This window comes from Candidatus Eisenbacteria bacterium (genome assembly GCA_020847735.1).
Lineage (GTDB): Bacteria > Eisenbacteria > RBG-16-71-46 > RBG-16-71-46 > RBG-16-71-46 > CAIXRL01.
The window spans coordinates 483787-504211 of the sequence record JADLBL010000020.1 but is presented as its reverse complement, the minus strand read 5'-3'; the positions used below and the strand labels follow the sequence as shown (position 1 = coordinate 504211).

Below are 20425 nucleotides of genomic sequence, written 5' to 3'. Positions count from 1 at the left end.
TCTCGATCCCACCGCCTGACCGCTGCTGAACTGCTGTCGACTTCCCGCAGGCGGGGCAAGTAAGGGCGATTACGGGCGCTCGTCGAAAATCCATCTCGTTGAGTTCGACTTCGAATTCGAATCGCCTTCAGCTTAAACACGCGATCTTCATGAAAAGGCACCTCCAGTTGAGGGTTCTCGTGTAGCCCTGCGCCAGTCAGTCGGAAACCTCAGCGTTTGGCACTTCTCGGGAGCATTCCAACCATGGCAACTTGGATCGCATGGACTCAGTTGCCTCCGGGTTGACGGCGGGCGTGTTCACCCGCATTGATTGCCTTCCACTTCAGTGCCGGGTGTCCGCGAAATCGCTCCGCCAGTGGATCACCGTCTCCAAACACGAGCTCCGGCTTCAGTTCTCCCCGCTGCAGGCGATCGCAGTACTCGGTTTCAGACCCGGTCAGCGCGAGCAGCGTCCCAAGCACCTCGCGGCACCGCTGCGCGAGATCTGGCCGCGATGGCTGAGAGCCTCCGGCGAGCATCGGCACAAGCTGCTCGCTGATAGTCGCGTCGTCCACGCGGTCCACGCGATTCAACCCGTAGCTGTGGAGCGGGTGCGGCAGGATCCCGCACCATGCCACCACGATCTTCCCGAATCGCTCGTCGCCGATCAGCCGGGGCGACCGCTCGGCGAGGTGCGCGACGTCGAACAGATCCCGCGGCATGGTGCGGTCCAGGAGCGCCGCGATCTTGCCCGCCCAGAGCTCCTCGTCGCCCACGCAGCGGATCGGCGGTCGAGACGTGCTGCCCGGTTGCCAAAGCTCGCGCTCGACGGGTGTGACGATGGGCAGCCGCATCTGGTAGTTGACGTCCAGCTCGATTCGGTCTTGCGACCCCGCGTGAGAGCGGTAACCGAGATAGAACTTCCTGCCGGCATGCTCGTCGGCCGAGTGGGATACGTCGTACCGGAGCGCGCGCGCGATGCGGTCGAGCGCAGCCTCCACGTCCGGCCGCTCGCGCAGCATCGCCTCTCGGTCCAGCTCGCCGACGTAGTTGAAGTCGAGATCCACCGAGAGCCGCAGCGGCGAGCCGAGGGCGAGCTGGATTGCCGTGCCGCCCTTGAGCACGAGCCGCGGGCCGAGGAAGGGGTGCTCGGCGATCCCTGCAGCCACCTCGCCCAAGCGCAGCACCTTCTCCAGGGTCGTCGCGCGGAAGCCGGTCTCCGCCTCCAGGGCGACGATCACGTCACGCGAGAGGTTCACCGGCTCCGCCCTCGGCCACCAGCGATGGCGGCAACATGAGGTTCCATCGCGGCACGAATACGCCGCCTCTCTTCCCGCGCGGCAGGTAGTGCCGGGCCTTGGGGCGGTGCTTCTCGAACTCCTCCAGCACGCCCGGCGTGACGTAGAACGCCTTCGCGTGGCGCTCGAGGAACCACCCGACAGCGGCCCAGAGCGAGCGCTTGTCGTAGGCCGCGAGGACCTCACGCAGGACCTTGAGATCCAGCGAAGCGAAACCACCCGCCGACTCCGCGAGCTCCTCCAGCCCACCGACCCACCGCAGCTGGCGGAAGCCTTCGACGAGGGTGCGCTCCGGGCCAGTGACACGGAGCGTCCGCCCCGCGCGCTGCACGCTGCGCACGCCGAGGGTGCTCCACTTCGTACCCAAGGCTGACGCCGGCGCTGCCAGCAGGCGGGCGGTGTGCAAACCCCAGCGCACGCTCGTGGGCGTCCCCGCCGTGTACGCCGTGCACACGCTCCAGTCGCTATGCGCGGCTCCCAGCAGCTCGAGCGCGCTGTGGTGGCTGAAGACGGCGTCCGCGCGCAGCGCTGCCGCCACGAGAAACGCGTCAGGTGCGTAGTTGTCCGCCTGCGCCCCCGCCGGCACCGCCGCATACAGCTCCCGCGCAAGCCGGCGCACGCGCCCCGTCTCGGCGTAGTACTTCACGCGCTCGCGCGCCCTGGCGCGCGGGTCCCGACCACCCGCGACCTTCGCCAGATCGTCGAGCGAGAAGACCGGGTTCGCAGTCAGAAAGGCCAGGTAGGCCCCGAGTGCCTGTTGACGTTTCGTCGCCATACGGGGCCAACTTTGCCCCGGATGACGGTTTGTCGTCAACTGAAAAGGGGGTTTCGGTGGCCGGACCGACATCGCCGCCCAGATCGAGCAACACGCTGGCCGGGGGCCGACGGGGGCGGGGCAAGCCATGCGATTCGCTGCCTTACGCATGGAGTCGTAGCGAGGCCATGCGATAGACAGACTCGCACTCAAACTCCTGAACTGGCAGAGAACGGCCAGTTCAAGCGAACAGGTGCAAGCGGCCCGAGTGCCCTCGCAGAGGGTGGCTAGTACTGGTGCAGCCGCGCGACCGCAGCTCGGAGCCCGATGAAATCGCCAAGTTCTGGCTGGCCGACCGGGGCGACCGAGCCCAACTTGAGCGGGATAACGAACGATGGACTGTGGGCCGAGAGAACAGCGTAGACCTCGTCGAATGCGCTCGGATCCTCGAGCTCGATGGCGCGACCGAAGAGCCCAGACACGTGGGGCGGCCAAGGGAAGTGCTCGCAATCCAAGAGCAGGATGGTCCGCAGCCCCGCCTGCTGGTAACAACGCATCGACGCTCGCTTGTCGGCCAATGCCCTGCAGAGGTCGTCGACGGTCAGGTCTTCCGGGTCCCGGCCCCAAACAACCGGATTCACGGCGCAGAATCCCTCGGGCGCGCCCTGCAAGAGCACCCGAACAAGCGATTGAGTCGGCAAGCCCGCAACCGTCACGGGCAGTTGCTCACGCGGCGAGAGGTCCCGCAGCGCAGCGATCGCGGCATCGGCAACAGACTGAGCGAGCGCCTGCCAGTCCAATCCCGGTTTGAAGTCCTCGGCCGGGACGCCGATCATGACGATCGAACTCGGATACGCAGCGACCACCCTCGCGGCAATCACGGGCCTGATCTGCTCCAGCAGCCTCACGGTGCGCGGGTGCTGAGGAGCGGCATAGAGCCGCGTGATCTCTACCGCCTCCGAACTCACCCCACGCTGGATGATGGCGTCGCAGCCGCCATTCGCGCCAGGCGCCCTGTCCGGCCGGTCAGTTACGGTCACCGCGACGCCCTCACGGAGCGCCAAGCAGTCGCATAACTCCGAGAGCACCCTGTCTTCTCGTTCGTGCGCAACACGTCGAGCCATGGCAGCCGGTTCCTCCGACAATCGCCGCCGCTTGCAGCGGAGCTATGCTGGCGCGCAAGCCAGCTGCATCGGCGGGGTCCGCGCGCAGGATAACCGCAAGAGCCGCCGAACCACGCGGAGACGAGGTCCGCGGCACTGCACAGCCGCGTCCGAGGGGCGACGACGCGCCTGCGCCCCCCCGCCCCGCTGGAGCCGCCTGCGGCGGCTCGACGCCCCCGCCACCCCGGCTCGCGCTGGTGCGAAGCTTGCGTGGGAGTGTCCACGTCGCGCCCTCGCGCCCGCAGATCGCGCGTCAGGCCGCTTCGCCCGTCAATACGGCCCGCACGCCGTCCATCTCGCGCAGCCAATCCCGCAGATGGTTCCAAGTAGGTACGGTGGGGGACGCCACACCCGGTCGCATCAACGCGCACCCGCAGCTCCACCCCTCGCGATTCGGCCTGCGCGTGCGCTCGCTCCACCTCGCCTGCTACTTCGTCGGAGGCTCCTCGCGCGGCACGGGCGGGTCGGATTCGCTGAAGCGGTACCACCACGCGTCGTCGAAGGTGTTCGAGCGGATGCGCATCCAGTTCTGCCGGACGCGATCGAGGGGGTCGCCCTCGAGCCTGCCGAGTCCGCGGCTCATGCCCGCCAGCGTCCCGAGCTCGCGCGCGCTGTACTTCGCCAGATTCGTCCCACCGCGCGCCTCGAGCTCGCGGCGCATCGCGTCGATCGCCCCGGCGAGCCGCGTTCGATCTTCCATCGAGAGCGGAGCCGGCGAAAACAGGAGGGTCTCGACGTCCACGATCGGGGCGCGGAAGTCCGCCGACGCGAGGGGCCCGTCCTCGAGCGCACCCTTCACGCCTTGCGTGGTGTGCATGGCCTGATGCACGGCGGCCATCGCGAACAGGATCAGGGCGACGGCCAGCAGGACGCGGAACCGCAGGAACCGGAGCATGAAACCCCCTGGGGAACCGGGCAGGCTGGGCCCGGCTTCGCGGGGTGGTTATCGAACGCGTCGTGACCGCGCTTGAGCGCGCACGCAAGGGGACGGCAGCGGTGGGCGGGCAACCGACACCGGGGGCAACGGTGGATGCCCTGACAGCGCGTCAGCCACCGGTTATCGTGCGGCGCGTAACGCGCGGCCGCCGCGTCCATGAAGCGTGCACGCCGAGGTCGTGAGCACGCGGATCGGCCGCGCGCGACCTGCGCACTTCAGCGGGCGGCAGCCCTGCGACGGGAGAAACTCGATGAGCGAAGAGCGGAAGGTGCCGGATTCCCGCGGCGTCACGGTGAAGCTGTTGGCGGCGATTGACCTCGGCCCCGAGATCGAGGGCATGGAGGGCCGCGAGCTGCGAATGCGACTGGTCACGATGGAGCCGGGTGCGGTCTTCGGCCCGCTTCACGACCACAGGGGCAGGCCGGGCACAGTCTACATCCTGCAGGGCACGATCACCGATCACCGCAATGGCGTCGCGACCGAGTATGGGCCGGGCCTAGGATGGCCCGAGGACCGGAACACCCTGCACTGGCTCGAGAACCGGGGAACGCAGACGGCGGTGGAGGTTTCGGTGGATATCGTCCGGAAGTCCTGAGCGGCGGGGCGCAAACCTCGGGCAGCAGGGCCGGGCACACGCCGGGCACGGACTCCGGCCGCATTCACGATCGCCCTCTCTCGAGCGCGCGGCGACCCTCCGAGGTTCACCCCGGCGGGTCGCCGCGGCCCTTCTCCACTACTTCAGGTAGTCGGCCATCCACTTCGCCAGCCGGCGGCGCTGGACCGGCGTCAGGTGACACGCGCCGCGGATCCTGCCCATGCAGTGATCGCTCCCGCACCGGCAGTCGAAGGGTGTCGCCATGTCGTACTCGGTGGTGCAGTAGTGAAAGGTCACGCCCTCGTCCTCGGCGATGTCGCGCAGCGCGATCACGTCGCGGCCGATGATCCGCACGGTCGGCTCGCAGGCGTGGTCCAGGTAGCGCCAGAAGTACTTCTGCACCATCTCGAACTCGTCCCTGCCGAAGTCGGGGTCGAGATGAAGCCCCGGGCCCACCTGCACGGAGTACCGCGTCGGCTTCGGGCTTTCACGGCCCTCGAGCCGGAAGACGAGCGTTCCGCGGGCGATGTCGCCGACGGCGACGAGGCGGCGGTGACGATCCTGCACCTGGATGCCGACGAGATCGGCGCCGGTGCGCAGCAGCGTTGCGGAAGGGTGGGCGTGACGCGGCAGCGACAGCAGCTTCGGATAGGCCTCGGCCAAGGGACGCCTCCGTGCGTGCGGATCCATCCTGCGTGAAGTCCCGCGTCCGAGGGTCGACTCGCGCGGGACGATGCCGACCACGCGCACTTTCGTGGCAACGCGCCCCGACATCAAGCAAAGAATGCGCGCGAGACCACTCGAAGCATGAACCGAATGCCGCCGCTTCGGGCGGACGAGGCGGCGAAGGCTACGTCTCGCGCCTGCCGGCTGGCGCGCGCTTCTTCCTCCGCGCTCCTCGGGCGCGAAACGCCAGCGGCTCGTCCACGAACGTCCGGTAGTCGGCGGTCAGTTCCTCGCCCCTGCGAATCCGGCGAAGCGCGCGGAAGCGGGCGTCCTCACCGGCCTCGACGTTCGGCCGCGTGGAATGGTTCACGTACCAGCCCACGGACAGGTTGTTGAGGCTCGGGGGCACGCCGATGCGCCCGCCCCAGATCATGCCGAAGTCCTCGTACAGGGCGCGCGTCGCGGGCGGCAGGCGCCGCACGGCCGCGCGTGAGACCCATGCGACGCGCTCGTTCTCACCCCGAAAAACGAGCGTCCCGGCCGGAATATCGCGAATGGCGATGACGCCGACGCCGTGAACGCGCGAGGGGCCGATGCGGGCGTAGACGCCGTCGTGCGGCGGGCGCTTCTTCACGGGCGACCTCGGGTCGGGCGAAGGGACCGGAACGAATGGGACGTGGGAGGTGCCAACCACTACCACGTTCCGGGCCCTGACCGCCTCACCGCAGGTAGGTGATGATCCGCGTGAGCGGGCCGTCCTCGGTCTCGAGCCGCGCGTAGTAGACGCCGGAAGCCAGCGGGTTCCCGTCGTCGTCGCGACCGTCCCAGCGCTCCCGGTACTCGCCGGCGGCCAGCGCCTCGTGGTCCAGCGTGCGCACGTGCCGGCCATCCACCGCGAACACCGAAAGGTCCACGGGCCCGCCACGCACGAGGCTGAAGTCCAGCGTCGCGGTGCCGTGGAACGGATTCGGTCGCGCCGGCTGCAGGAGCGTCGCGGCCGGCAGCGCGTTTCCGTCCACCGCGAGCGTGGGCGCGAAGCTGGCGGTCACCGTCTCGTCGCTGACCAGGACCACGGTGGCGGTGTCGGTCGTCGCGGCGATCGCGCCGCTGAAGTCCACGAAGTGGTATCCGGCGTCGGGGACCGCGGTCAGGTGGACGGCCGTGCCGTAGGCGAACCCGCCCCCGGCCGGCAGCGGATCCTCCGTCACGGTGCCGTGCTCGGCGTTCACGGTCAGCGTCAGCAGCGCGGAGGGGAACATCGGCGTCCACGCCGTGGGGTCGCCGAGCGACAGCGACCAGGTGTCGTCGAGAAAGCCGGGGGCGCCGAAGCCGCCGAAGACGACCATGCGGTCCCGAAGCGGATCGTAAATCGCGCCGTGTCCCTGGCGGCCGGGAGGCAGCGACCCGGCCGGCGCGAGTTCGCTCCAGGAGCCGGAGTCCGCGAGCGAGAGCGCCCACGCGTCCTCGCCGTAAAGGGCGACGTCGTACCCGCCGTAGATCACCATGCGGTCGCGCACCGGGTCGTAGACCGCGCTGTGGATGTAGCGCGGCAGGGGCCGCTCCCCCGCGGGCGAGAGTTCCGTCCAGGCCGGGTTGTCCATGGACAGCGCCCAGGTTTCGTTCAGCAGGCTGTCGTCCACGCCGCCAAAGACGAGCATGCGGTCGCGGATCGGATCGAAGATGGCGCTGTGCGAGATGCGCGGGCTCGGCAGCGGTCCGGCGGGCGTGAGTTCCTGCCACTGCGGGGTGCCCGCGAGCGACAGGGCCCAGACGTCGTTGTAGCCGTCGCCCGAGAACCAGCCGCCGAAGATCACCAGCCGATCGCGCACCGGGTCGTAGATGGCGCTCTGGCGATAGCGCGGGCTCGGCGGCGTTCCGGTGGGGGTCAGTTCGGTCCACTCGGGAGTGCCGGCGAGCGACAGGGCCCAGACGTCGTTGACGTACAGATCGCCGGTGAAGCCGCCAAAGACCAGCATGCGGTCGCGCAGCGAATCGTACACGGCGCTGTGCCACCGGCGGCCCGCGGGTGGCGTGCCCGCCGGCGAGAGCGGCGTCCAGGTGGGCGTGCCCGAGAGCGACAGCGCCCACGCGTCGCCGAAGTTCGTGACGCCGTTCCAGCCGCCGAACACGATCATCCGGTCGCGCACCGGGTCGTAGATCGCCGTGTGGTTGTCGCGCGGGCTCGGCCGCGGATCCGTCTGGGCGAAGGCGGGTCCGGGGGCGAGAGCGACGAACATCAGGACCAGCGCGGCGAGCGGGCGAAGCGGACCGGACGGTTTCAAGCTCGACCTTTCGGGTGACGGTCGGATGGGAGGATGGCGCCGGAACTCGGGCTGAGGCGCGCATCGAAGCGTATCAAGCGCCGGCGCGTGTGCGGTGTCAATCCCGCCCGGGTGACAAACACTTCACGGTCGCGTCCGGGATTTCGCACCGCATCGCGCTCGCACATGGCATTTCGCACGACCTGCGGCCCGCGCCGGTCGCCGCCGCGAGGCGGGCGACGGGGCGGGCCGGTGTCCACGGGCTTCGGACCCCGCCGGGATCCGATCAGAAGATCGTCGCCAGCTGCACTTCGAAGGTCGTGAGCGCCGAAGCGCGCACTTCGCCGCCGAGCGAGAAGCGCCACCACCGCAGCTCGGCGCCCCCGAGGACGTGCGGGATCTGCAGCGTCTCGGAATGCAGGTCCACCGAATCGGTCGTCTCGCGCACCACGACGACGGTGGTGCCGACGCCGGCGTAGGGCGTGAACACGTTCCAGAACGTCCGACCCGCCTCGAGGTCTCCGGTGGCGGCCTGCAGGTCTATGTCGTCCACATAAAGCGTCTTCGTCCATGCGCCGCGCGCCACCACGCTCACCGGCGTCGTCCCATCCTGCCGCCACAGCGCGTAGCGGCCTTCGATGCCGAACCAGCCATAGTTGGCGTTGGGGTTCGCCGTGTAGAAGACGCCGAGGTCCGCCCGGTCGGACAGCCCTGCGCGCAGGCGGAGCTTGGGAAACTGCCTGCGCGAGCCGAGCTCGTGACGGTCGTCCGGGTGCGAGAACGTGTCGTTCCACGCGTCCGCCTTTTCCTCGACCGAGAACGAGGTGACGTCGAGGGCGAACGCGACGTGCCCGCGGCCGAGCGTCGTCGGCGGCGCCATGAGCGTGAACGCCGACGCCGAACCGAACTCCCGGGCGAAGCGCCGGAACGCGACCTGCGTCAACCCGGGCGCGAAGTCCACGGAGCAATCCTTCAGACCCGGATCCACGTGCAGGTTGGGATCCGCGGCATGACCGTTCTCGCCATGCGCCAGTGCCAGCGTGGGAACGAGCCCCAGCAGGGCGGCCAGATACAGCGTCGCTCGCTTCATGACGTCCCTCCTTCCGCAGCGGCCGGGACGGCGCCCCGGCGGCCCGCGCCCGTCGCGCGTGTGCCTGGCCGGATTACGGAGCGGCACGGGGGCGGGGACGGGCCGCGGACGCCAGAGTTCGTGCTTTGCACGCCAGATCGCCTTCGCCTGCGGTAGCCTGCACCCGCATGTGGACGCGAACCGGAACGGTGCTCACGGTTTCGAGCCGCGCGATGGTCGGCGCCTGCGAGGGGCTGGGCCTCGATGCGGCCGAACTGCTGCGCGCCGCCGGTGTCCCCCGCGAGCAGCTGGACGATCCGGACGCCCGGCTCGACGCGGCCGTCGTGGGCCGGCTGTGGGAGAAGGCCTACGAGCTCTCCCGCGATCCGGTGCTCTCGCTGCACGCCGCCGAGGCGTGCCCGCTCGGCGCCTACAAGGTCATCGACTTCATGGCCGCGAACGCCGCCACCGTCGGCGAGGCGTTCCGCTTCGCCGCGCGTTATTTCCACCTCATCAACACGGCCATCCGGCTGCCGATCGACGAGTCGGGCGACCCGGTCACGCTCGACATCGTCGAGGAGGGCGGCGCCGGCCCGGTCGCGCGCGCGTTCGCCGAGTACTGCTTCGCCGCCTTCGTCCTGCACGTGCGCGCGGCCACCGAGGCGCCGGTTCCGCTCCTCCGCGTGACGTTCGTCCACCCGGCGCCCGCCGACCCCCGCGAGCACCGGCGAATCTTCGGCTGCACGGTCGAGTTCGAGGCGCGGCGCTGCCGGATCGAGATCGGCCGCGCAGCCTGGGACACCCCGACGGCCCACGCCCATCCCGGCGTGCTGCAGGTGCTGAGCGAGCACGCCGACCGGTTGCTGCGCGACCTGCCGAGGGGCCCGGCGCTGGTGGAGCGCACGAGGCAGGCCATCGGCGCCCGCCTTCGCGGCGACCGGGCCTCGCTCGAGGCCGTCGCACGGGAGCTGGGAATGAGCCCGCGAAGCCTGCAGCGGCGGCTGGGCGAGCTCGGCTGCTCGTACATCACCCTCGCCGACCAGGTGAGAAGGGCCACCGCACAGCTCTACCTCGAGCAGCCCGACATCGCGATCGCCGAGATCGCCTACCTGCTGGGCTTCGCGGACCCGAGCACGTTTCATCGGGCTTTCAAACGCTGGACGGGCGAGACCCCTTCCCGGGCCCGGGAAAAGTCGCGGCGGTCGGGAGCGTGAAATCCGCGCGCGCCTCGCCCGCCACCGCCGCATCCGAAGGCCGTCCCCTCACCCACCGTCGCCGCGCGCCGTCGTCCCACGACCGGGAGGATCCGATGTCCCGTCTCACCACCCTGCTCTTCGCCGCAACGTTCGCGCTCGCCGCCGCCGCCGCGCCTGCTCCGGCACGCGCGCAGTCCTCCGCGCCGGCCGCCGCGCCCATGGATTCCACGGCGCTTCCGCAGGTCGGACAGGCCGCACCCGACTTCTCGCTCGCTTCGACCGCGGGCGGCACGCAGAAGCTGGACAAGCTCAAGGGCCGGACGGTGGTGCTCTACTTCTACCCGAAGGACGAGACGCCGGGCTGCACCAAGGAGGCGTGTGATTTTCGCGACCACCGGGACGACCTCAAGCGCGCCGGGGTCGTCGTGCTCGGCGTCTCGATGGACGACCTCGCCTCGCACCGCCGCTTCCGCGCCAAAGAGAAGCTGACGTTTCCGCTCCTCGCCGACACCGACGGGCGGGTCTCGCGCGCCTACGGCGTCCTGCGCCAGCGCGAACGCGACGGCAAGTCCTTCACCTACATCGAGCGCACCACGTTCGTGATCGACAAGACCGGGCACATCGCCCGCGTCTGGCCCAGGGTGAGCGTCAGCGGCCACGTGGAGGACGTGCTCGCGTTCGTGCGCGGCTCCTGAGCCGGCCGGGCCCGGGAGACGCCGGCCCTCCCCGGACGCGACGACGTCGGCTGCAAGGCGGGCGAATCGGTGCTCGCGGAACCGCCGCGTCGAGAGGCGGCGCGGGCCCGGGTCCGCGGCGTTCGTCGCGAGCGGGGCCTTCGGGCCGTGGCGCTCCTGCACGCGCAGGGCCGCGGTACGACGCTCGCGCCGATCGCGGACCGCAGGTCGGGCGAGAGACGCAGCATGAACTACTCGTACCGCAGCGCCTCGATCGGGTCCAGACGGGAAGCGCGCACCGCCGGCAGGAGCCCGAAGACCACGCCGACCGCGGTGCAGAACAGCAGGCCGATCACCGCCCACTCGAGCGGCACGCGCGGGTCGAAGCGGGCAAACAGCGCGACCAGGTTGCCCAGAGCGAACCCGGCGAGCACCCCGACGACACCGCCCGCATTGCACAGCAGCACCGCCTCGAGCAGGAACTGCGCGCGGATGCCCGCGGGCCGCGCGCCGAGCGCCTTGCGCAGCCCGATCTCGCGCGTCCGCTCGGTGACCGCCACGAGCATGATGTTCATGATGCCGATGCCCGCCACGATCAGGGCGATGATGCCGATGACGAAGCCCGCGAGCTTCACCCCGAGGCTCATCTTGTTGAACTCGGTGATCAGGCTGGCGCTGTTGTAGAAGTCGAAGTTGTCGGGCTCGCCCGGCCGGACGCCGCGGCGGGCGCGCAGGATCTGCCGCGTCTGGTCGATGGCGTCGTCCATCTGTTCGGGGCTCTTCGCCCGCACCGTGATGTTGACCGAACGCGCCGTGCCCTGCCGGTCCACGAGCCCGTACACGTTCAGGAACGTGCTGACCGGAATCAGCAGGTAGCTGTCGAAACCGCCGCCGAAGGCCGACTTCTTCTCGTCGAACACGCCGATCACGCGGTACGGCCGGCGGTCCACGAACAGATCGCGCCCGATCGGGTCCACGAACGGAAACAGCTTCCGGGCGATCGCCGGTCCGATCACCACGACCCGGGCGCCGCTCCGCACGTCCAGCGGCGACAGGTTCCTGCCCTGTCCGACGAAGTGACTGTTGTTGGCCGAGTACTCGGGCGTGCCGCCGCACAACGACAGGTTCGGGTGGGTCCGCTCGCCGTGGTACTCGGCGGCGAACCCGAAGTCCCAGAGTTCGGCGCCGACCAGGTCCACCGCCGCCACGTTGCCGCGGATGGCGTCGGCGTCGGCGAGCGTGAGCGGTGGCCGGCGCATCGCGCGGCGCTGCTCGGCGTCCGTCACGAAGCCTCCCGCGGGCCACTTCTGGACCTGGAAGGTCTGCGCACCGAGCACGCTCATCTCGCGCTCCATCGCGGACTGGACCAGCGAGATCGCGGTCATGACGGCGATGATCGAAGCGACGCCGACGACGATGCCGATAAGCGTCAGCAGGCTGCGCAGCTTGTTCGCGAACAGCGCGCCGAGCGACATGGCCAGCAGATCCCGCGGATTCATCGCGCCGTCCCCTATTCGTAGCGGAGCGCTTCGACCGGATCGAGCCGCGCACCGCGCCAGGCCGGAGCGACGCCCGCGGCCACTCCGACCAGCACCGAGACGAGCACCGCGACGCCGACGATCGGCAGCGACAGGCTCGCCGGCATGAGCGTGGCGTTCAGCACCGCGGTGATCGCCGCGGCCAGCGCGATGCCGACCGCGCCACCGAGCAGGCAGATCGCGGCGGACTCGAGCAGGAACTGGGTGAGGATGCTGAGCCGGGTCGCGCCGATCGCCTGCCGGATGCCGATTTCGCGCGTCCGCTCGGTCACCGACACGAGCATGATGTTCATGACCCCGACCGCGCCCACGAACAGCGACAGGCTCGTGACCAGCAGCCCGACGAGCAGCACGATGCCCATGACGTTGTTGAAGGTGCCGACGAGGCTGTCCAGCTTGTTGACCGAGAAGTTGTCCCCTTCGGCGGGCCGCAGCCCGCGAACCTTCCGCATCTCGCCGATCAGTTCGTACTCGAAGTCGGCCATCTCCTCCTGGCGGGGCGCCTTGACCGCGATGTTGACGTCCACCAGCCCGCGGCGCGCCCCGAACACGCGCACGTGGGAGGTGATCGGGATGTAGACCTGCCGGTCGAAGTTGGGCCCGCCGAGGAAACCGCCACCCTGCTTCTCCATGACCCCGATGACGCGAAACTCGTGGGCGCCGATGCGCAGCTTGCGGTTCACCGGGTCGAGCCCCGCGAACAACGCGTCGCTCACGTCCCGGCCGATCACGCACACGTTCCGCTTGTACTCGACGTCGAAGGGCATCAGGAACCGGCCGCTCTCCGGCCGGGTCGTGGACACCAGCTGCCGGCGCTCGGTGGTGCCGATCACGAGCACGTCCTCGAGCGCGCGCGAGCCGTAGCGGACATCGGCGCGACGGGAGATCGAGGAACTCACCGCGGCCCGCCCGCGCAGCCGTGTCTCGAGCGCGCGCGCCTCGCGCAGGTCGATCGGCCGACGGTTGCGGTAGAGGAAGAAGTCGTTCATCACGACCCACGGCATGCGCGACACGTAGAGGACGTCGCTGCCGACCGCCGAGAAGCTCTCGCGGAACCGGTTCTGCAGTCCGTTGACCGCGGTCATCGTCGTGACGACCGCGACGATCCCGATGACGATCCCGAGCGTCGTGAGCGCTCCGCGCGCCTTGTTGGCCGCGAGGGCGGCGAGCGCGATGCGGAAGGACTCGCGAAGCAGGACGGGGAAGGGCATTCCGGCGTCGTTGCTAGCCGCGCGCCGGGTCGCCGGCGTCGGACTTGTCGGGCGACTTCTGGTTGTTGACGCGCACCACGGCGCCGTTTTCGAGATCCTTCGAGATCGCCCGATAGCTGCCGGTCACGACCTCCTCGCCTTCCTTGAGGCCGTCCAGGACTTCGATGCGGTCCTCGCTCTGGATTCCGGTCCTCACCTGCCGGGCCGCCGCCCTGCCGTTCTCGAGGCAGAAGACGACCTGGACGAAGCCGTCCTTGTCGGGCTTGTAGCGCGACTCGACGTCCTTGCGCCGCTCGCCCTTCTTCATCAGCTGGTCCACCGTCCGCAACGCGACGCACTGGATCGGCACGCTCAGGGCCTTCGGGTTCGTGTTCGTCACGATCTCGGCGGTCGCGGTCATCCCCGGGCGCAGCGTCCGCGGCGGATCCTGGATCGCGATCTTGATCTCGAAATCCGTCTTCTGCTCCGACGTGCCCTCGGCCGTCGCGTTGGCGCTGCTGCTGATCTCCGAGACGGCGCCCTTCAGCGGTTGCGAGAGCAGCGCGTCGGCCTCGATCCCGGCCGCCTGCCCCTTGCGGATCGCGACGATGTCGTTCTCGTCCACGTCCACCTGCGCTTCCATCTCCGAGAGATCGGCGATGACGAGGATCACGTCCGCCTGGAACTGCGACCCGAGCGCGATCTCGCCGGCCTCCTTGTTGAGGACGCTCACGGTGCCGGCCATGGGCGCGTAGATCGTCGTCTTGGACAGATCGTCGCGGGCCTGCTTGAGCGCGGCCCGGGCCTGGGCGACCTGCTCGAGCGCCGACTTCCAGCGCGCCTCCTCGACCTGGGCCGCCGTGCGCCGCGCGTCGTGGTCGGACTCGGACTCGAGCTGACGCGCCATGAGTTCCTTCGAGCGCTCGAATTCCTTTTGCGCGCGGTCCCGGTTCTCGCGCACCAGCGTGGCGTTCGCCTGCGCCGAGCGCACCGTCGCCTCGGCGCTCTCGACGGCGGCCAGGTAGCGCTCGCGGTCGAGCTCGACGAGAAACGCGCCCTTGTCCACCCACTGGCCCTCGACGACCCCCAGGCGCTTGATCTTCGCGCTCACGTCGGCGCTGATCTTGACCTGGGTCTTCGGCTGGATGCGGCCGGTGGCGGTGACCCGCTGGACGATCTCGCGCCGCTCCACCTTCGCGGTCTGGACCTCGAGTCCCTTCGGGCCGCGGCTCTTCGCCGCGACGCCGAGGACCAGGATCGTCACCGCGACAAAGGCGGCGGCCCCCCAGAGAAGCCTGCTCTTCCTCTTCATTCGACACGTGCTCCGGGCTCGGGGTGGAACCGCAATGGCCGGCGCCGGCCGGCGCCGGCCCGCAGTACGTGGCCGGAGACACAAAAGTTACGCGGGCCGTGTGCTCGGGGGCTCCGCCGGCGCCGGGCGCCCGCGCGCCGCACTCGCGCCCTTCCGCGCCGGCCGCTTCGCGGGTACCTTCGCGGCGCCATGCCGCCATCCGAAGCGAATCCGCCCGCGCCCGCATGGACACCGCTCGCCCCGCGCGAGCGCCGCGTCCTCGGCGTGCTGATCGAGAAGGCCAAGACCACGCCCGCCGGCTACCCCATGTCGGTGAACGCGATCGTCGCCGGATGCAACCAGAAGAACAATCGTGATCCCGTGACCGACTACGACGAGCTGGCCGTCGAACAGGCACTCGACCGGCTGCGGACGCTGAAGGCCGTGAGCGAGATGGACTGGCTGGGGCGGGTGTCCAAGTACCGGCACCACGCCTACGAGTGGCTGGGCGTGGACCGGGCCGAGGCGGCGGTCCTGGCGGAACTGCTGCTGCGCGGCGCGCAGGCCATGGGCGAGCTGCGGGGCCGGGCCGCGCGCATGGAACCCATCGAGGATCTCGCGGCCCTGCGCCCCATCGCGCAGGCGCTGCTGGATCGCGGGCTCATGATCGAGCTCACGCCGCCCGGGCGCGGGCAGATCGTGAGCCACAACCTCTACCCGCCGGACGAACTGGCGGAGCTGCGGGGGCGCTACGCGGGAGGAGCCGCGGATTCCACGGCCCCGGCGCCCGCCCACCCCGTCGCGCACGCGGCCGCCGCAACCACGCCCGACGGCGGGCCGGTCACGTCGGCCGACACGCTCGCGGCCGAGGTCGCCGCCCTGCGGGCCGAAGTCACCGGCCTGCGGGCGAAAGTCGCCGAGATCGAGGCGGCGGTCCGCTCGTTCACCCGCTGAGCGGCTCCGGCGGCCGGCCGTCGGGTGCGCCGATCGAGCGCCAGGCCGCCCCGTCGCCCCGTCAGCGGTAGCGGACCTTGAGTTCTCCCCACGTCCCGGGACGCACCGGCGTCTGGCAGTACGAGACCGGTGTCGGCGCGGTGCGAATGCCGTGGCTATTGTTCTGTGAGCAATAGGGAGGAATCATGTCGCAGCCCTTCGCGGTGCCGGAATAGGTGATCGAGATCGTGGTCACCACGAAGTAGGAGTCGCTCGAGCGCGTGCCGGAGATCGTGTACGTGTAGTTCGCCACGCAGTCCGGCATCAGCTCGCTGCTTCCGGTGCAGGTCACGTTCACGGAATTGGCGTCCGCGGTTCCCGAGCAGTCCCAGACCACCGGATTCTCGTCGTCGCCAATCACTTGTGTGCCCGGGCAGAGCGTGTCGGGTTCGGTGTCCACGCTCTGAAAGTTGCCGAGGCAGTCGTAGGTCGAATCCGTCACATCCCAGATCCCGCCCCACTCGGGCGGAATGGTGATGGAAGCAGCCACGTGCGCGGTCCCGAAGATTCGCGTGAGCCCGATGTTCTTCTGCCCCGCGGAAGCCATGGCAGGAAGGAGCGCGGAAGCGCACAACACGAGGAAGAGAGTCGCGATTTGTTTCATGCGGCACCTCCGGGGACGGACCGGGCCGGCGCTGGAGCGCGGCCGGGGGGTTCGAGCGGGGGAATTGGCCGGCAGACTAGCCGTACACCACCTTGAACGCCAGATATCCCGCGCGGGCACATGCGGGTTCGGCGAAAATCGCCTCCCGATCGCGTCAGGGAGCTTGCCGGCACCCCCACGGAGGGCTTTTTCCCGGCCGGCGGAATGCCCGGCGGCGGGTTCCTGTTCCGGCTGATTTCCGCGCCCCGGGCTTCGGGCGCGTGCCGTCCCGCGCCCTGTTGGCGGCGCGGCCGCGTCGTCGCCGCGCCGCGACGGAACCCTCAGCCCGAGCGCAGGGCGCGCCGCCAGCTGCCCGGCGAACTCCCCGCCATGCGCTTGAACGCGCGCGAGAAGGCCGCCTCGTTCTCGTAGCCGACCTCGAGGGCGATCTCGATCAGCTTGGAATCGGTGTCCCGCAGAAGTGCCGCGGCGAGTTGCATGCGCCACTGAGCCAGATACTGCATCGGCGGCTGGCCGATGAAGTGGACGAATCGTTCGTGCAGGCTCGAGCGCGAGAGCCCGGCCTGCTCCCCGAGGGACTCGAGCGTCCAGGCCTCGGCGGGACGCGAGTGCAGCAACGACAGCGCCCGGCCGACCGCGGGGTCGCGCAGGCCGGCAAGCCAGCCGGTCTGCTCCGATGGGAGCGCATCGAGGTGGCGCCTCAGGACCTCGACGAACATCATCTCGCTCATCCGCTCGAGCACCGCCTCGCCCCCGGGGCGGCGCCGGCCCGACTCGTCGGCGGCCGTGCGCAGGAAGCCCGCGATCCACGAGGCGTCCCCCAGGGCGGCGCCGGGCACGTGCAGCACCCGCGGCAGCGAGGCGAGTAGCGGATTGAACGGCCGGGCGTCGAAGCCGAGGAAGCCGCACACGACCGTGGTGCCGCCCGAGGCGGCCTCCTCGCGCCTCGGCGTCACGACGCCGGCGTCGTCCACCCGCAGACCGAACGGCAGCTGCAGCGGCCGCGGCGTAAAGAACAGGCTGCGGTCCATCTGTCCGGCGCGCATGCCGGGCGCGCTCGACAGCGTGTGCGCTTCGCCCTGCGGGAAGAGCACCACGTCGCCGGCCTCCAGCCGCACCGGTGGCTCGCCGAGCACCGCGGCCCAGCATGAGCCGCGCACGATGCCGTGGAACTCGATCATGTGCCCGGCGCCGGGCATGATCGCCGCGATGATCTCGCGCGCGGGCGGGGCCTCGGCGACCCAGCGCTCGTCCGCTTCGATGTGGTAGAAGACCGCGCCCCGCAGTCGCACGGCGCGGAGCAGGTCGGACAGCGTGTCACCGCTCATGGACGTTCCCCCGCGCCTCCGGCCGGCGTCGCGCGGACCCGCTCCCGCTCGCACCCGGACGGTCGGCAATATCTTCCCGACGCCGGGCAATGCGTCAAGGTCCTGCGACCGGCATCCTGCTCCGCGTGGGAATGACCCCACTTCCAAACCACGAGGAGCACACCATGTCAGCGAACGTCTCATCCGCGGCTTCCCCGCTGGAAGCCATCAAGTCCCGCCAGCAGATCACCTGGTCGTCCGGTGACTACGGCCGGATCGGCGTCCAGCTCACGCTCGTCGGCGAGTCGCTGTGCGAGGCGGTGGACCTGAGCGCCAACGACCGCGTGCTCGACGTCGCCGCCGGCAACGGAAACGCCTCCCTCGCGGCCGCGCGCCGCTACGCCGACGTCACCTCGACCGACTACGTGCCCGAACTGCTCGCGCAGGGCGCGAAGCGCGCGGAGGCCGACGGGCTGGCCCTGCGCACGCGCGTCGCCGACGTCGAGAACCTGCCGTTCGCCGACGGTGAGTTCGACGTGGTGCTCTCGACCTTCGGGGTCATGTTCGCGCCGGACCAGGAGCGTGCCGCGGCCGGGATGCTGCGGGTGACGCGCCCCGGCGGGCGCATCGGGCTCGCGAACTGGACGCCGGAAGGGTTCGTCGGCGAGCTGTTCCGGCTGGTCGGCGGTTTCGTTCCGCCGCCGGCCGGCCTGCGTCCGGCGGCCGCGTGGGGCACGGAACCGCGCCTGGTCGAGCTGTTCGGTCCGCAGGCGGCCGGTCTGCGGGCGCACCGCCGGCACCACGTGTTCCGCTACCGCTCGGCCGAACACTGGGTGGACGAGTTCCGCCGCTACTACGGACCGGTGCACAAGGCTTTCGCCGCGCTGGACGAGGCCGGGCAGAAGGCGCTTCACGCCGCGCTCATCGAGCTGCTCCAGCGGCGCAACCGCGGCGGCGCGGCTTCGCTGATCGTGCCGGGCGAGTACCTCGAGGTCGTGATCACGCGGGCCTGACCGGAGGGAACGACGGGCGCGCCCCTTCGCGGGGCGCGCCCGTCTCGGCAGGTCCGTCCGGCCTCAGCGCGCCGTGAGGCCACCGGCCAGTCCCAGGGCGAGCGAAGTCAGGAGCGCGAGCAGGGAAACCACCGCCGCGACGCGCGTGGTCGTTCCCGGCGGCCTGCCGCCCAGCCTCGGGTCGAGCGGCAGCAGCACCCCGAGCAGCGCCCCGCAGGCGAGTCCCGCCGCGTGCGCGACGTTGTCGGTTCCCGGCTTCGCGTAGCCGGCGGCGAAACCGGGCGCGAGCAGGAAGAGCAGCGCCGCCGTCAGCGCCCGCGCACGCGTGGGCGCGAGGCGCGCGCGCAGCCTCACCGTCGCGACCAGCAGTGCGCCGCCGAGCGCGAAGATCGCGCCCGAGCCCCCGACGCTGAGGCTCGCGCCTCCGCGCGTGTCCCGCCACAGCAGGCTCGCGAACGAGGCGACGGCGCCTCCCAGGGCGTAGACGCTCCAGAAGCGGGTGCGAGTGAAGATTCGCTCGACCGCCGGGCCGACCACGAGCAGGCTGATCGAGTTGAAGAACACGTGCGCCGCGCCCGCGTGCAGGAACGTCGAGGCCAGCAGGCGCCAGGCGTTCTCGCGCCACGGCAGCATCGTCGCGTTCGCTCCCCAGGCGAGCAGGCCGCGCGGATCGGCCAGTGCGCCGCGCGCACCGACCAGCAGGAACATCACGCCCCACGAAAGGAGCAGCAGCAGCGTGCCCCACGGCCGGACCCCGCCGACGGCGGACCACAGGTCCACCGGGCGCTCTTCGTTCGGGTCCGGCGGGACGTAGCCGAGCGCGGCGAGCTCGGCCGCTTCGTCGTCGTCGGCGCGGCCGTCGGCCGGCAGGTCCGCCGGTTCGGAGGGGTCGTGTTCCATTCACGCAGGGTGCGCGGCCGGCACCCGGAGGCGCAAGCGGAGCCCCTACCTCGAGTCGGGGGAGCCGAGGCGCGCGAGCACGCCATAATGGTCCGAGGCCCAGACACTGTCGGGGCCGCAGTCGCGGAACAGGATCTCGGCCTCGCGCGGCACGAGCCGGCCACGGCGCGGCACGAACACGTGGTCTATGGCGCGCGCGGCGCCGCCATCGAACCGCGGATTCATGGTCGCGGCCTGCTCTCCCCGGACCCGCGGGTGGGTCGCCGCGAACGCGTCGAGCCAGTCGCGCTCGAGCGGCCGCATCTCGGGGCTGCCGAGCTCGCAGTTGAAGTCGCCCGCCAGCACCGCGGGACCGTCGCCGCGCGTCGAGTCCACGTAGGCGAGCAGGTCGCGGATCTGCTCGGCGCGGATTGCGCCGCCTTCAGGCGTGTGGTGCAGGTGCGTGTCGTACACATCCAGCGCGCGCCCGCGCACGTCCACGCGAACGTGCGCGACGACGCGCCAGTCGTTCAGCGGCAGCAGGAACTTCCCTCCGTCCGCGAGCAGCGGATGGCGCGTGAGGATGGCGTTCCCGTAGCGCTTGGGCCGCTCCTCGCCGTCCACCGAAACGAACCGGTACGCGCAACCCAGGCTGTCGGCGATCGTCGCGGCCTGATTGGGCAGGACCGGGTTCTGCAGGACTTCCTGCAGGCAGATCACGTCCGGATCGAGCGCGCGCAGCCCTGCGACGATGCGCGCCAGGCGCGCCGGCCAGTCGTGCGCGTCGTGCCACAGGTTGAGCGACACGACGGTGATGTCGTCCGTCCGCGGGGTCGAGGCGCGCGGCTGGGCGGCCGCCGGGGAAGCCGGCCATGTGGCGGTCCAGCCCGCGCACAGCAGCGCCGCGAGGCGGCCCGCCGCCGGGTGTTGTTTCATCGCCATCCTTTCCTCCGGTCCGGCCGGGGCTCCGGTCGCGGCCGCGGCAGGCCGCATCCTACCGGATGGCTCCCCGCCCGCG

Annotated in this window: 20 protein-coding genes; 5 read left to right on the top strand and 15 right to left on the bottom strand. The window is 70.6% G+C overall.

The features are described from left to right. Nucleotides 1–266 precede the first annotated feature (266 nt). The 4 genes from IT347_10745 to IT347_10730 all read right to left on the bottom strand — a co-directional run bounded on the left by IT347_10745 (nt 267) and on the right by IT347_10730 (nt 4089). The gene (locus IT347_10745; protein MCC6350053.1) at nt 267–1238 is read right to left on the bottom strand and encodes a nucleotidyl transferase AbiEii/AbiGii toxin family protein; all 972 of its coding nucleotides are present in this window, start codon (nt 1236–1238) and stop codon (nt 267–269) included. Further along, nucleotides 1222–2052: a hypothetical protein gene (locus IT347_10740; GenBank protein MCC6350052.1), complete on the bottom strand. Its 831-nt coding sequence runs from the start codon at nt 2050–2052 to the stop codon at nt 1222–1224. The genes IT347_10745 and IT347_10740 overlap by 17 nt, the downstream gene beginning before the upstream one ends. A gap of 266 nt (nt 2053–2318) precedes the next feature. After that, nucleotides 2319–3095, bottom strand: coding sequence for a hypothetical protein (locus IT347_10735; GenBank protein MCC6350051.1), 777 nt, complete (start codon nt 3093–3095; stop codon nt 2319–2321). Nucleotides 3096–3621: 526 nt separating this feature from the next. Continuing rightward, nucleotides 3622–4089 carry a hypothetical protein gene (locus IT347_10730; GenBank protein MCC6350050.1) on the bottom strand — a complete coding sequence of 156 codons (468 nt, stop codon included), beginning with the start codon at nt 4087–4089 and terminating at the stop codon, nt 3622–3624. 292 nt (nt 4090–4381) lie between these two features. Between IT347_10730 and IT347_10725 the strand changes: the two genes are divergently transcribed. Next, entirely contained in the window at nt 4382–4726 is a 345-nt protein-coding gene (locus IT347_10725; protein MCC6350049.1) for a cupin domain-containing protein, read from the top strand. A gap of 138 nt (nt 4727–4864) precedes the next feature. On the opposite strand, the gene IT347_10720 is transcribed toward IT347_10725, so the two are convergent. The 4 genes from IT347_10720 to IT347_10705 all read right to left on the bottom strand — a co-directional run bounded on the left by IT347_10720 (nt 4865) and on the right by IT347_10705 (nt 8743). Further along, nucleotides 4865–5389 (bottom strand): SET domain-containing protein, encoded by a 525-nt coding sequence (locus IT347_10720; GenBank protein ID MCC6350048.1) that lies wholly within the window; start codon nt 5387–5389, stop codon nt 4865–4867. A gap of 187 nt (nt 5390–5576) precedes the next feature. Beyond that, complete coding sequence (locus IT347_10715) at nt 5577–6026, bottom strand: SET domain-containing protein (protein MCC6350047.1); 450 nt, start codon at nt 6024–6026, stop codon at nt 5577–5579. An 85-nt stretch (nt 6027–6111) separates the two neighbouring features. After that, complete coding sequence (locus tag IT347_10710; protein ID MCC6350046.1) at nt 6112–7674, bottom strand: hypothetical protein; 1563 nt, start codon at nt 7672–7674, stop codon at nt 6112–6114. 265 nt (nt 7675–7939) lie between these two features. After that, nucleotides 7940–8743: a hypothetical protein gene (locus IT347_10705; GenBank protein MCC6350045.1), complete on the bottom strand. Its 804-nt coding sequence runs from the start codon at nt 8741–8743 to the stop codon at nt 7940–7942. A 167-nt stretch (nt 8744–8910) separates the two neighbouring features. On the opposite strand from IT347_10705, the gene IT347_10700 reads away from it, so the two are divergent. Continuing rightward, a complete protein-coding gene (locus IT347_10700) occupies nt 8911–9936 on the top strand; it encodes an AraC family transcriptional regulator (protein MCC6350044.1) in 1026 nt (341 codons plus the stop codon). 200 nt (nt 9937–10136) lie between these two features. After that, nucleotides 10137–10613, top strand: a complete 477-nt coding sequence (locus tag IT347_10695) for a peroxiredoxin (GenBank protein ID MCC6350043.1) — start codon at nt 10137–10139, stop codon at nt 10611–10613. A 230-nt stretch (nt 10614–10843) separates the two neighbouring features. On the opposite strand, the gene IT347_10690 is transcribed toward IT347_10695, so the two are convergent. The 3 genes from IT347_10690 to IT347_10680 are packed head-to-tail and all read right to left on the bottom strand — an operon-like array spanning nt 10844 to nt 14632. After that, nucleotides 10844–12091 (bottom strand): ABC transporter permease, encoded by a 1248-nt coding sequence (locus IT347_10690; protein MCC6350042.1) that lies wholly within the window; start codon nt 12089–12091, stop codon nt 10844–10846. 11 nt (nt 12092–12102) lie between these two features. Continuing rightward, nucleotides 12103–13341, bottom strand: a complete 1239-nt coding sequence (locus tag IT347_10685; protein ID MCC6350041.1) for an ABC transporter permease — start codon at nt 13339–13341, stop codon at nt 12103–12105. A 13-nt stretch (nt 13342–13354) separates the two neighbouring features. Beyond that, on the bottom strand, nt 13355–14632 hold the full coding sequence (locus IT347_10680; GenBank protein ID MCC6350040.1) for an efflux RND transporter periplasmic adaptor subunit: 1278 nt from the start codon (nt 14630–14632) through the stop codon (nt 13355–13357). A 189-nt stretch (nt 14633–14821) separates the two neighbouring features. On the opposite strand from IT347_10680, the gene IT347_10675 reads away from it, so the two are divergent. Beyond that, nucleotides 14822–15565 carry a DUF480 domain-containing protein gene (locus IT347_10675; GenBank protein ID MCC6350039.1) on the top strand — a complete coding sequence of 248 codons (744 nt, stop codon included), beginning with the start codon at nt 14822–14824 and terminating at the stop codon, nt 15563–15565. A gap of 61 nt (nt 15566–15626) precedes the next feature. On the opposite strand, the gene IT347_10670 is transcribed toward IT347_10675, so the two are convergent. Together IT347_10670 and IT347_10665 are read right to left on the bottom strand one after the other, a co-directional pair. Further along, nucleotides 15627–16208, bottom strand: a complete 582-nt coding sequence (locus IT347_10670) for a hypothetical protein (GenBank protein ID MCC6350038.1) — start codon at nt 16206–16208, stop codon at nt 15627–15629. 320 nt (nt 16209–16528) lie between these two features. Beyond that, nucleotides 16529–17536, bottom strand: coding sequence for an AraC family transcriptional regulator (locus IT347_10665; protein ID MCC6350037.1), 1008 nt, complete (start codon nt 17534–17536; stop codon nt 16529–16531). Nucleotides 17537–17700: 164 nt separating this feature from the next. Here IT347_10665 and IT347_10660 point away from each other — a divergent pair, with 164 nt between their 5' ends. Continuing rightward, the gene (locus IT347_10660; protein MCC6350036.1) at nt 17701–18528 is read left to right on the top strand and encodes a class I SAM-dependent methyltransferase; all 828 of its coding nucleotides are present in this window, start codon (nt 17701–17703) and stop codon (nt 18526–18528) included. Between the two features lie 63 nt (nt 18529–18591). Here the strand turns inward: IT347_10660 and IT347_10655 are convergent, their stop codons facing one another. Continuing rightward, nucleotides 18592–19428, bottom strand: a complete 837-nt coding sequence (locus IT347_10655) for a rhomboid family intramembrane serine protease (protein MCC6350035.1) — start codon at nt 19426–19428, stop codon at nt 18592–18594. A 45-nt stretch (nt 19429–19473) separates the two neighbouring features. Next, entirely contained in the window at nt 19474–20343 is an 870-nt protein-coding gene (locus tag IT347_10650) for an endonuclease/exonuclease/phosphatase family protein (protein ID MCC6350034.1), read from the bottom strand. Nucleotides 20344–20425: the final 82 nt, after the last annotated feature.